The organism is Methanospirillum hungatei (genome assembly GCF_020216685.1).
Classification (GTDB): Archaea; Halobacteriota; Methanomicrobia; order Methanomicrobiales; family Methanospirillaceae; genus Methanospirillum; species Methanospirillum hungatei_B.
Genome location: NZ_JAIWNS010000001.1, coordinates 1 through 10,000, shown reverse-complemented (window position 1 = coordinate 10,000; position 10,000 = coordinate 1). Strand labels below are relative to the sequence as shown.

Annotated in this window: 19 protein-coding genes; 4 read left to right on the top strand and 15 right to left on the bottom strand. The window is 49.4% G+C overall.

Annotated features, from left to right (window positions below):
- From LDL35_RS00095 to LDL35_RS00030, 14 genes are all read right to left on the bottom strand, one after another.
- The coding region (locus tag LDL35_RS00095; protein WP_304018270.1) for a signal recognition particle receptor subunit alpha at positions 1-419 on the bottom strand (419 nt) is incomplete at its 3' end.
- Positions 420-454: 35 nt separating this feature from the next.
- The gene (pfdA, locus tag LDL35_RS00090) at positions 455-913 is read right to left on the bottom strand and encodes a prefoldin subunit alpha (protein ID WP_304018268.1); all 459 of its coding nucleotides are present in this window, start codon (positions 911-913) and stop codon (positions 455-457) included.
- Entirely contained in the window at positions 910-1,104 is a 195-nt protein-coding gene (gene rpl18a, locus LDL35_RS00085; protein WP_304018267.1) for a 50S ribosomal protein L18Ae, read from the bottom strand. The genes pfdA and rpl18a overlap by 4 nt, the downstream gene beginning before the upstream one ends.
- A 2-nt stretch (positions 1,105-1,106) precedes the next feature.
- Positions 1,107-1,772, bottom strand: coding sequence for a translation initiation factor IF-6 (locus LDL35_RS00080; RefSeq protein ID WP_304018265.1), 666 nt, complete (start codon positions 1,770-1,772; stop codon positions 1,107-1,109).
- Positions 1,773-2,036, bottom strand: a complete 264-nt coding sequence (locus tag LDL35_RS00075) for a 50S ribosomal protein L31e (RefSeq protein ID WP_304018263.1) — start codon at positions 2,034-2,036, stop codon at positions 1,773-1,775.
- A 5-nt stretch (positions 2,037-2,041) separates the two neighbouring features.
- Positions 2,042-2,194, bottom strand: coding sequence for a 50S ribosomal protein L39e (locus LDL35_RS00070; RefSeq protein ID WP_011449956.1), 153 nt, complete (start codon positions 2,192-2,194; stop codon positions 2,042-2,044).
- Between the two features lie 7 nt (positions 2,195-2,201).
- Positions 2,202-2,795, bottom strand: a complete 594-nt coding sequence (locus LDL35_RS00065) for an alpha hydrolase (RefSeq protein ID WP_304018257.1) — start codon at positions 2,793-2,795, stop codon at positions 2,202-2,204.
- Positions 2,792-3,124, bottom strand: coding sequence for a DNA-binding protein (locus tag LDL35_RS00060; protein WP_304018271.1), 333 nt, complete (start codon positions 3,122-3,124; stop codon positions 2,792-2,794). The genes LDL35_RS00065 and LDL35_RS00060 overlap by 4 nt, the downstream gene beginning before the upstream one ends.
- An 18-nt stretch (positions 3,125-3,142) precedes the next feature.
- Positions 3,143-3,562, bottom strand: coding sequence for a 30S ribosomal protein S19e (locus tag LDL35_RS00055; protein WP_304018255.1), 420 nt, complete (start codon positions 3,560-3,562; stop codon positions 3,143-3,145).
- 78 nt (positions 3,563-3,640) lie between these two features.
- The gene (locus LDL35_RS00050; protein ID WP_304018254.1) at positions 3,641-3,889 is read right to left on the bottom strand and encodes a YhbY family RNA-binding protein; all 249 of its coding nucleotides are present in this window, start codon (positions 3,887-3,889) and stop codon (positions 3,641-3,643) included.
- Positions 3,870-4,208, bottom strand: coding sequence for a ribonuclease P protein component 4 (locus LDL35_RS00045; protein ID WP_304018252.1), 339 nt, complete (start codon positions 4,206-4,208; stop codon positions 3,870-3,872). Before LDL35_RS00045 ends, LDL35_RS00050 begins: the two co-directional genes overlap by 20 nt.
- On the bottom strand, positions 4,205-4,822 hold the full coding sequence (gene purN / locus LDL35_RS00040) for a phosphoribosylglycinamide formyltransferase (RefSeq protein WP_304018250.1): 618 nt from the start codon (positions 4,820-4,822) through the stop codon (positions 4,205-4,207). Before purN ends, LDL35_RS00045 begins: the two co-directional genes overlap by 4 nt.
- Positions 4,819-6,108 carry a hemolysin family protein gene (locus tag LDL35_RS00035; RefSeq protein ID WP_304018249.1) on the bottom strand — a complete coding sequence of 430 codons (1,290 nt, stop codon included), beginning with the start codon at positions 6,106-6,108 and terminating at the stop codon, positions 4,819-4,821. The genes purN and LDL35_RS00035 overlap by 4 nt, the downstream gene beginning before the upstream one ends.
- 175 nt (positions 6,109-6,283) lie before the next feature.
- The gene (locus tag LDL35_RS00030; protein ID WP_304018247.1) at positions 6,284-7,126 is read right to left on the bottom strand and encodes a sugar phosphate isomerase/epimerase family protein; all 843 of its coding nucleotides are present in this window, start codon (positions 7,124-7,126) and stop codon (positions 6,284-6,286) included.
- Between the two features lie 21 nt (positions 7,127-7,147).
- Between LDL35_RS00030 and xseA the strand changes: the two genes are divergently transcribed.
- Genes xseA through LDL35_RS00010 form a run of 4 tightly spaced genes read left to right on the top strand, consistent with a single transcriptional unit; the run spans position 7,148 to position 9,522 of the window.
- Positions 7,148-8,566 (top strand): exodeoxyribonuclease VII large subunit, encoded by a 1,419-nt coding sequence (xseA, locus tag LDL35_RS00025; RefSeq protein WP_304018245.1) that lies wholly within the window; start codon positions 7,148-7,150, stop codon positions 8,564-8,566.
- Complete coding sequence (gene xseB, locus LDL35_RS00020; RefSeq protein ID WP_304018244.1) at positions 8,550-8,735, top strand: exodeoxyribonuclease VII small subunit; 186 nt, start codon at positions 8,550-8,552, stop codon at positions 8,733-8,735. The genes xseA and xseB overlap by 17 nt, the downstream gene beginning before the upstream one ends.
- On the top strand, positions 8,732-9,154 hold the full coding sequence (locus tag LDL35_RS00015) for a hypothetical protein (protein WP_304018242.1): 423 nt from the start codon (positions 8,732-8,734) through the stop codon (positions 9,152-9,154). The genes xseB and LDL35_RS00015 overlap by 4 nt, the downstream gene beginning before the upstream one ends.
- 50 nt (positions 9,155-9,204) lie before the next feature.
- Positions 9,205-9,522, top strand: coding sequence for a hypothetical protein (locus LDL35_RS00010; protein WP_304018241.1), 318 nt, complete (start codon positions 9,205-9,207; stop codon positions 9,520-9,522).
- An 11-nt stretch (positions 9,523-9,533) separates the two neighbouring features.
- Here the strand turns inward: LDL35_RS00010 and LDL35_RS00005 are convergent.
- The coding region (locus LDL35_RS00005; RefSeq protein WP_304018239.1) for a carboxypeptidase-like regulatory domain-containing protein at positions 9,534-10,000 on the bottom strand (467 nt) is incomplete at its 5' end.

The following is a 10,000-nucleotide window of genomic DNA, read 5'->3' as shown; positions in this document are numbered from 1 at the left end:
AGAACTCCAAGAAGGGCATCAGACAGTGCGTCCCGCACGATCGAATCAACGGATGTCCCGATCTTTCTCTTTGATCCGGAGAGGTCTGCTTTTATTCTTGCAAGAATCGCTTCAGTCACAGAAAAGGCAACATCACTCTCAAGCAGTCCCATCTCAAGTTCATCAAGGATATCACTCACATCCTTTTCAGAGATGATGAACTCACGATCCCTGACAAAAGAGACTATCTTCTCAGTGATCTTCGGGGCAGCCTTCTTCACCTGTTCAGGAGCAGGGGTCTTGACTTCCTGCTGAGGATGGGTCTGTTCTGCTCCGGATATATCTTGAGATTTTTCAGTATCAGCCGGATTGGTTACTTCGATAGAATGTTCCAGTTTTTTTCTGGCAGAAAAGAGTTTTTCTTTCAGTGCTTTGAACATGTTCCGTCACCTGCTGCCAAACAAAAGGCAGGAGTTCAGAGGGAACCTGCACTCTGTTGTTCAGCCTGGGCCTGTCGGTATAATTGTTCAAGACGTTTCTGAATGTCTTTCACCTGTGCATCAATCTTCTGCAGTATCTCAGTCAGATTCTTGGCTGTTGCCTCCATCTCCTTAATCCTGTCCTGCAGGTATGATATTGCACCTTCATTCGTCTTTTGAACAATGATATCCGAGCCAATACTGACAAAGACCTCATCTGGCTGAATGATGGTAGCCCTGATATTCAGTCCGCCACCTATCGGCATGAATACCGGTGCTTCCCCTGCCTCTGCAAGGGCCTTCAGCGTCTCAATTGAAGCGTTTGCCTCACGAATACCCTCTTCCATCATCCCAAGCTGCCTGGAGTATACCTCTGCCTGCTGGGTGTACTGGTTCAGATAGGTCTGAAGAGACTGAACTTCCCTGGGGTCAACGGGGGCAGCCACTGGTATCACTCTCCACTCAGTTCGGAGACAGATTCAACCTTGATGTAAGGACGTGCAAGGCGGTGTTTGCTTCCAATGATTGCAAAAATCCGCTCTTTTGCCTGGGTGGCATTTGGTGCAGAGAGAACTTTTGTATATGGTTTCCAGAAGTCACGCTTCTCCTGGTACGTTCCTTTTACTTCGAATTTCTTCTCATCCATCTTTATTCCTCCTCAAAACCTAAAATATCTTCAATTCTGCCGAGTTCATATCCGCTTGTCCCGACTCCGGCCAGATACCCGTAACGGTTTGCAACAAGGCCTGTCCCGACCATTGCATTCCCCATGGTAACAGTTCCCTTCCCGACAGGCAGGGAACACACCTGTTCCAGTCTCTGAATTTCTCCAGGGGTAGTCCGGGGACTGACAACAACACCTGAATTCGTTGCGACTGCCGCCATCCCGACTGTCTTGACATCACCAAGGGTCAGGGGAATGACCGGAACTTTCAGAAAGTCACTTAAGGCATCCATGAACTCCTCATCCATTTCAGGATGAACAGCCGCAAAGTGATCATTTGCCAGAATAATATTCCCGGCAGCATTCATACCCTCTTCGAGCAGCATCAGGTCACGATATTCTGAGAGGGTTGCTATCTCTTCTTCGGTTGCCATTCCCGTCATCACCAGTCCGTTATTATTTCCGACCAGAAGGGAACCTATGATCGGACTTCTCTGGATGGTGGTCCTGACAATTTCAACCTTTAATGCTTCCTCGTACCTGGTGGTAACCTCCTCAGGTACATCAGGTGGAACCACCGCGATATCATCAAATACGCGGGTGAAAACGCCTATATGGGGATCTCCGGCTATCGAGACAAAACGGTCCATCTACTCCTCAGCCAGCTCTGCCTGAACATGCCCGTCTTCGAGCTTCATAGCCCGGACGCGGACCCGTGCAGGAGGCTTTTCCGTACCTCTGGACCAGACTTTCTCATTAATATCCTGGCCAAGGCGGACATCATCACTCTTCATATGACGGCTTAAGAATGCACGGATATCCTTCATCGCCTTTGCACTCCGGCGCCATCTCGGTGCTCTCTTTACTCCCCCGAGGGGAATCACATACATCTGTTCCTGAAGTTTCTCAACCATGTCTCTCACACCTTAAGGGTGCTCCGCCGCCAGCTGTGACGCTGTGGATGGGCCATTACTGCTCTGGCTGTCTTTACCATAACCCACTGGGGAACCCGGCGGTTCTGTGTGGTCTTTTTTGATAACCGAATCTTACGGCATTTTGTCAGTTTGCTCATGATACACCTATGAATTGGGTTTTCTCCCGGTGACAAGCGACTGCTGATGTGCAGGCGGGAAGAATGATTCAGGAGAAAGACCTCTTCGTACGAGTTCCCTCCGAATCCCGGTTTCATAATCCCCGTTCTCTATCTCACCGGTCACTCCGTTTTCGATGATCAGGTATCGGGAAACCAGTCGCTCAACCTCTTTTTTTGGAAATCCAATCAGGGGCCTGATATAGGAGCATCCGTACCGGTCCCCGATACTTCGAATCTCATCATCGGTGAGGAGGGGGACGCGGTCACCAAACCTGGTTCCATCAGCAATCACTTCATACTCTTTGCATAAACACCGGATAGCCTCACGGTGAACCAGCTGGATTGCATTGTTTGGAAATCCCTGCCTGATGATGAGATCTACTGTCTCATCAAGGAGTTCTTCCCTGAACTGGCGGATGTGGTGAGGAAAACCGAGTGATCCTGCAGCTTTCCTGACCGCGTCGATGTTCGCATCCTGGCTGAAGAGATAGGTATTCAGTTCGACCTCGTACCAGGTGGAGAGGAGAATGGCAGCAAGCGAGCTGTCCTTTCCACCTGAAAAGAGGACGGCTGCCCTCATCCCTTCCGCCTGATATTGAATTCCCGTTTCGCCGGGGTCACCTGCTGGAGGATGACCTTCAGCTGATCATCTGATATTTTGGTCTTGATTCTGCCACTTTGTGCAAGCATTACCAGTTGTTGCTCAACAGCCCTGGCAAAATCCGGCTTGGTGAGTTTGATGGTATTGAGTCTTTCCCTGGCTTCCGGCTCAAGAATCTGCATGAGTGCCATCTGCATCTGAGCTTCGTACTGCTGCTGACGCTCCATTTCCTGTTGTTGCATTGCAGCGTGCTGCTGCATCTCTGCCATTTTTCTCCGGCGGATCTCAGCCAGTTCATCTTCACCCATCTGTTTCACCAATCCTGTTTACTGCTCTTTGCTGACGGAATAGGCGATCCCATCAAGGAATGAAGCGCCTGCAGGGGTTATGACCCTTCCGTTCTTCTGTTTTGCAACAAATCCCGCTGCTTCGAGCTGCTGCAGTGATTTACGGAGGATAGAGCCGCTTCCCTTTACCGACTTGCTCGGCTTGGAACCACGGTCTTTCTTACCGCCATAAACCGAACGCATTCTCTCAACACCGACCGGTCCATCAACATATACACGCCTGAGGACAGCTGCTGCACGGGTATACCACCACTCCGGATCTTCCGGGGGCATCTCACGGTGTGTTCCGGTTTTTACAAATGGTGCCCATTCAGGCGCGGTTATTTCGGCTTTTTCCTTCAGTTCCATTGCCGCTTTCGCGATGAGCTTGTCGGCCGGAACATCATATACAGTAGTCATCGATAGTCCACACTCTCAATACGGATCGTAGTCTCTACTTATTCGCGTGGAGTGTACATATATATTTCGAGGTTTCGATCACTGGTAGAGCTTGGAATCTCCAAGGACCATCGTTCTTCCGCGGACCTGAAGGAGTTTTGTCCTGCTTTGTGCTGCAACCGATTCAGGATCTATCTCAACACTGGAAAGCCATTTCACTTTGATGACTTTTCTGACTTTGATCTGGTTTTGTATCTCGTCCAGAATGGTATCGCTCATGCCCTGTTTACCGACCCATATCGTAGGTTTCAGGTCATGAAATCCCGAATCACTTCTTTTCTTTTCCATTGGTAGTGGTACTCCTGGTAGTTGGTATTCTTCGATGCCAGCCACAGGTAAGACAGGTGATGATCACCCTTCCCCGGTATATTCTCACTCGTCCGGTTACACCGGGTACCAGGTATGCATTACACCTTCTGCAATATCTTCTTTTAAGCCAAGGGGGAATTCTCACCCGCTCCTTCATGGCTATCAGGCGGGCGGATCTGACACAGTGGTGACTGTATTCCTGGTTCCAAGAAAAGAAAGATTCTGCCTGGGAGAACAGGATGGAGATCCGCTCCATGGCAATATGCTTTCTATCTGAACGTGTCCCTTTTCTGGTCATGAATCGGGAAGAATCCGAACTCTCCTACCCTCAATCCGGAGTCTCTTCTCAAAAAAGAGTTTGATGGCATCTGAATATGCCTGATGCTCCTCAACAAGGATCCGGTCAGCAAGGGTCTCCTCGTCATCATCATCAAGGACCGGAACTGTCCGTTGTATGATCACCGGTCCGGCATCCATGTCATGGGTGACAAAGTGGACAGTGCATCCGGCTACCTTTGTTCCATAGGTCAGGGCTTGTCTCTGCGCGTGAAGACCCTGAAATGCAGGGAGAAGGGATGGATGAATGTTCATCATCTTCCCGGTGTATGCATCAACGATCCGCTCGCCGAGAAGGCGCATGTATCCGGCCAGCACCACAAGGTCAGGATTATACCGCGCAAGAACTGCCATGAGGGCATCTTCATACTGGATCTTATCCGGAAAATTCCGGTATGGTACGACCTCCGCAGGAATTCCCGCATCCTGAGCCCGCTTTATCGCATATGCATCCGGGTTGTCGGTGATAAGTCCGGTACAGGCAGCATTGATATATCCATCAAAAACCCGGTCGATGATCGCCTGAAAATTGGATCCCCTGCCAGATGCAAGGACCACAAACCGTCCCAGTTTCATCCGTTCTTCTCCTGTTCATCATCAGGCTCTGGTGGCTGTATCCTGATAAGTTTCAGGCGGTTGATTCGTTTTCCGGTCATCTGAATAATCACCAGGCGGACTCCTTCTTCGGCCAGATCACATACATCCCCAATCCGGGGGATATTACCGAGCCGTTCAATGACAAGGCCTGCAATGGTTTCATATGTCTCACTTGTTGGAAGATGCAGATTCAGGTGCTTGTTCAGGTCTTCCACCCACATACGTGCATCAACTGAGTAGACATCCTCTGCCACTCTGACAAGTTCGTGCTCTTCAGTATCAAACTCATCAAGGATATCCCCCACGAGTTCCTCAAGGATATCTTCGACGGTCACAATCCCCACAAAGCTGCCGTACTCATCAAGGACAATGGCCATATGGGTCTTTTTCACCCGTAACTCCCGAAGAAGATCATCAATATTCTTTGTTTCCGGAACAAAGAGTGGTTCAGAGAGGAGATCTACGATAGGAACGGATTCATGCGTCTCAAGGACTGAGAAGATGGCATCTTTGACATTGAGAATCCCCCTGATCGTATCGATATTCCCATGCCATATTGGCAGACGTGAAAACCCGGTATTTTTAAAGATCTCTAGGGCTTCATCAGAGCTGGAGGTATCCTCAAGCATAACAACATCGATCCGGGGTGTCATCACTTCGCGCACACGGGTATCAGAGAACTCAAAGACCGAATGGAGCATCTCCTGTTCATCCTTCTCTATCGTTCCTTCTTCCTGCCCGACATCAATCCATTCCTTGATCTCTTCTTCTGTTATCATATGGTGAGCAAAAGCTCCGGCCCCGGTCATCTTCCCCGCTATTTTATTAAATATGAAAATTACCGGTGCAAAGAATTGTGATAACAGGAGAATGACAGGTGAAAACCGTAATGAGAACCTGGTCGCATTCCTTGATGCATACATCTTCGGCCATATCTCTCCAAACACCAGCAGCAGCAGTACCACAACGATGGTGGCAACAGAAACGGCAAGACCCGTCTCTCCAAGAAATCCGATTGCCACTGCGGTTGCGACTGATGCCGCAAGGATATTGACAATATTGTTCCCGATAAGGATGGTGATAAGAAAGCGGTCAGGATTTTTTTTCAGGGTAGCAAGAGCTTCTGATCCTGGTTCTTTTTCGTTGACAAGAGTTCTGACCTTGGCCCTTGTAATCGAGAACAATGCTACCTCTGATCCGGAGAAAAAACCGGACAAAATGAGGCATAAAATGAAAATGATTATGTATAGGTAGTATTCTATCATTCAGCGATCACGCCGGAATACGGCATAGACAATTATGATGAGAGGTATGACCTGACAGATTATACCTCTGCCTCTGTTCCTACATGATATTGTAACCAGAGACAAAAAGATACTCCCTGATCTCACTATGAAACAGGTATACTCCGGCACTGACTGAACCTTCATTACATACGATTCATATTGCCCCTGTCAATTCCTCCTCTTTGAACGCCTTTCTTATCACTGCTATCTCCTGTTTCAGCAGCGTAATTTTTTCCTGGTATGATAATGCCGAAGGCAGAACCAGGTCATTGATCTCAAGGGTTATCTGTCTGTCATACCTGTTCTCCCTGAGTTCTCTAAGAAAAGGAATGACATTTTCATCTGAGCTGACCAGACCATGCATCTGTCCATTCCCTGCTCCTGAAATATGAATATTTACGATTTTTCCAGCACCCCCATCAAGAAAGGACGAGACCGCCTTGGGTCCGCTCCCTACCGCATGCGCATAATCAAAGGTGAAATAGAGCCAGGATCGCTCATCCAGAACTTTTATTATCTCATTCGGAGTGGTCAGCAGGGCATTTACTGCAGGCTCCATATTCTCTATGGCGATCTTCACCCTGACCTCGTCTGCGATCCGTTCAATACGGTCAAGCATGGTTCCGAGCCGTTGATAATCGGTGATACTTGGAGGCCGTTTTGCTGTTCTCCGACCTGGATGGATGGTGCAGACGGATGCTCCTATCTGCTCAGCAAGTTCGACTGATCGCTCTATCCACCTGATTGAGACCTCCCGCACATCCGGGTTGATTGAGCAGGGATTCAGGTCTAGTACCGGTGCATGAACTGACAGAGGAGATCTGGTCTGACTGGCTTTTACCTGTCTCTTCAACTCATCCATACAGAGGCCTTTCAGCCAGAAGTCCGGGGTTTCAAGCCAGAACTCAAGGGAGTCTGCCCCTGATTGTTCAGGGGAACGAAAGATAGCCTCAAGAGTTGCATCATGAAAGAACATACTTGAGAACGAAATATCCATTACCAGACATTATCTATCCGGATGAAGATAATCGATCAGGTGATCATGGACCAGGCAACACTCGACAACTGGACGAAAAAGGAAGGCCCAGTGACACTCCGGGTTTCAGAAGTCTCCAGAATGATTGCCCGGCTCCTTGAGGACACATCCCTGCAGAATATCTGGATAACCGGGGAGATTACCAATTTTAAGAGGCACAGTTCTGGTCATCTCTATTTCTCCCTGTCTGAACAGGTCGCAGGAAAGGAGTCGGTGGTTTCATGTGCGATATGGAAAAGTGCCGCCCGATACCTGGATTTTACCCCCGATGACGGAATGGAGGTCCGTGCCTATGGCTCCATCTCTCATTATGAACCAGGAGGCCGGTACTCCTTTCAGATAACCCAGATGAGGCCGTCAGGTGCCGGAGAGCGGGCACTCCTGATCGAGGGGTGGAGGCGAGAGATGGCCGCGAAAGGATGGTTCAGTCTTGACCGAAAACGGAGTCCTCCAAAGTATCCGGTCAGGATCGGAGTAGTCACCTCCTCAACCGGTGCGGTGATCCATGACATCAGGAATGTCATCTCGAAACGGTTTCCTGCAGAAATAATCCTGTCACCAACCATGGTGCAGGGAGCATCTGCTCATGAGGATATCGCCCGGGCAATTATCAGGGTACAGGATATGGTGGATGTTATCATCGTCGGCCGGGGAGGAGGGAGTTATGAGGATCTCTTTGCATTCAATCACCCCTGTGTGGTCGAAGCCATCGTCACCTGCCCTGTGCCGGTGATTGCCGCAATCGGTCATGAAGTGGATATCACGCTTGCCGACCTTGCCGCTGATGTGAGTGCCTCTACCCCCTCACATGCTGCAGAGCAGTGCGTACCCGACCGGGAGAGTGAACTCGATGCTCTCACACATTTGAGAAAACGGATATTTTTACAACTCATGAACCGGCTGGAATCAGCACAGGAAGACCTGAACGGGATCAGAGATCGCCTCTCCTCTCCACGATTACTTCGGGAAGTCAGGATACGGCAGGAGGCTCTGGCAGATCTGACCGACCGCATGGAACGGGGAGCTCATGGTTTAAAAGACCGGGCACAATCCAGTCTTGCTGAGATCCGTGGCCGCCTTGAGGGGAGAAACCCGCTGGTGTTTATGAGACGCGAACTTCCGGAACGAAAAAATTTCCTTGCTGAAATAAAGGGGCGGCTTTCCTGTGCAGTTCAGGTCAGACTTCAGGCAGAGCGTGCAAAACTCACATCATTGTCCGCCATTCTCAAAGCACGGGGTCCTGAAGCGCTCTTTCAGGCCGGGTACTGCATGGTCAGTTCAGCAGGGACGGTGATCAGGTCCTGTAATGAACTTACGCCAGGCAAGACGGTGACGATACGACTGACGGATGGAACAGCAGATGCAGCGATAACACAGGTGTACCATGACAAAAAAGTATGAAGAACTGATAGGTGAGTTAAAAGAGATAGTACGAAAGATGGAAGACAGCAATACCAGTCTTGATGAGATGATTACCCTGTATGAACAGGGGATGGTTCTGGTCAGGCAATGTGAGGACCGGCTGGCTGAAGCTGAAGTAAAGATTACAGAACTGGGGCGCGAATCATGAAACAAATCCTCATTATATCTATCTTCATTCTGTTTGCCGGGTTTGTCCTGTGTGCCGGATGCAGCAGTTATGCTCCGCCCGAACTCAATATCATCCCTGCGATACAGCAGGTGAATGTATCACCTGAAACGAATACCATCACCTATGAGGTCACCCTGGATATAGAGAATGTCGGGGGAAATAATGCATATGGGGTTGAGGTCATGGCTCTTGTGAGCACTCCAAAGGACCTCCCTGAGTACCGGTTTATCCATGAGAATATACCGGTCGGGACGGTTGAAAAACGCAGCACGATAACCGTAAAAAGACCGCTTTCACTTCAGATGACACCTGATAATTTCAGAAAACTTTCATCAGGTGAACGACAGGCTGAAGTAGAAGCCAAGGTTATCAAGGTCAGTTCCAATATTATGGGGTAAATGACGAACTCATCACAATCATTTTATAAAAAGAGCGGAAATGATTCATCGTGACTGCCCGGAACAGAGCGCTGATACTTGTTGAGTTCTTCTTTGCATTAGTTGCACTTGTATGCGGAACGATGGCTTTTACTTCGCTGGTCAGCTATGCAGTCCTCACGATAAGTCTTGGAAGAGCTGCCCCATATACGTACATGTGGATTCTGGCGATGATCATCCTGCTGGCAGTAACGATATATGCCTACCGGAAGATAGATCATGCGCCACTCAGGGTTCTGGTTGTAATTCTGCTGTTTGTCCCACAGATCGTCTTTCTGCTCCTGGACCAGACGGTGCCGTTCCCGGATGTCGGGTTTCTGAACCCGTAAAAAAAGGTTTTTTAATTAACGCCGCCAGCCAGCGACCCGGTTGATTTCTTATCCGAAGCGTAAAACGTCAGAGTATTACTGGTACAAGCAAGATATTTGTCATTTCCTTCAAATACTGCCCTGACCGGAACGCCTCCACCTTCCCAAGTACTGATGGTTGCAGAGAATCGTCCATCACCATCGGTAGACGTGGTAAGCAGCGGCAGGAAATCAGTTCCGTAATCCGGCACCTCTATGGTGATACTTACGCCAGGCACTCCTTTTCCTGAACTGTCAACAAGCCGGCCGGTGAGCTCCACATCTGTTCCCACCGTTGGGCGGAGATTATTCGCAGAAAGAGTCATGCTGGTAATCTTTGGAAGGTCTGATGCCGGTGCAGGTGCCTGTGTTGAGGCAGCGATGACAGGGCCTGATGCTGGTGACGCTGGAACAGGCGACTCAGCCGGCACATATCCGGAAAGGCCTGTCGTCTGGACTA

What these genes read in the sequence shown, in the direction of transcription:
- rpl18a (WP_304018267.1), bottom strand. Translation starts at nt 1,104, where the DNA reads ATGGATGAGAAGAAATTCGAAGTAAAAGGAACGTACCAGGAGAAGCGT.
- LDL35_RS00080 (WP_304018265.1), bottom strand. Translation starts at nt 1,772, where the DNA reads ATGGACCGTTTTGTCTCGATAGCCGGAGATCCCCATATAGGCGTTTTC.
- LDL35_RS00075 (WP_304018263.1), bottom strand. Translation starts at nt 2,036, where the DNA reads ATGGTTGAGAAACTTCAGGAACAGATGTATGTGATTCCCCTCGGGGGA.
- LDL35_RS00070 (WP_011449956.1), bottom strand. Translation starts at nt 2,194, where the DNA reads ATGAGCAAACTGACAAAATGCCGTAAGATTCGGTTATCAAAAAAGACC.
- LDL35_RS00065 (WP_304018257.1), bottom strand. Translation starts at nt 2,795, where the DNA reads ATGAGGGCAGCCGTCCTCTTTTCAGGTGGAAAGGACAGCTCGCTTGCT.
- LDL35_RS00060 (WP_304018271.1), bottom strand. Translation starts at nt 3,124, where the DNA reads ATGGGTGAAGATGAACTGGCTGAGATCCGCCGGAGAAAAATGGCAGAG.
- LDL35_RS00055 (WP_304018255.1), bottom strand. Translation starts at nt 3,562, where the DNA reads ATGACTACTGTATATGATGTTCCGGCCGACAAGCTCATCGCGAAAGCG.
- LDL35_RS00050 (WP_304018254.1), bottom strand. Translation starts at nt 3,889, where the DNA reads ATGGAAAAGAAAAGAAGTGATTCGGGATTTCATGACCTGAAACCTACG.
- LDL35_RS00045 (WP_304018252.1), bottom strand. Translation starts at nt 4,208, where the DNA reads ATGACCAGAAAAGGGACACGTTCAGATAGAAAGCATATTGCCATGGAG.
- purN (WP_304018250.1), bottom strand. Translation starts at nt 4,822, where the DNA reads ATGAAACTGGGACGGTTTGTGGTCCTTGCATCTGGCAGGGGATCCAAT.
- LDL35_RS00035 (WP_304018249.1), bottom strand. Translation starts at nt 6,108, where the DNA reads ATGATAGAATACTACCTATACATAATCATTTTCATTTTATGCCTCATT.
- LDL35_RS00030 (WP_304018247.1), bottom strand. Translation starts at nt 7,126, where the DNA reads ATGGATATTTCGTTCTCAAGTATGTTCTTTCATGATGCAACTCTTGAG.
- xseA (WP_304018245.1), top strand. Translation starts at nt 7,148, where the DNA reads ATGAAGATAATCGATCAGGTGATCATGGACCAGGCAACACTCGACAAC.
- xseB (WP_304018244.1), top strand. Translation starts at nt 8,550, where the DNA reads ATGACAAAAAAGTATGAAGAACTGATAGGTGAGTTAAAAGAGATAGTA.
- LDL35_RS00015 (WP_304018242.1), top strand. Translation starts at nt 8,732, where the DNA reads ATGAAACAAATCCTCATTATATCTATCTTCATTCTGTTTGCCGGGTTT.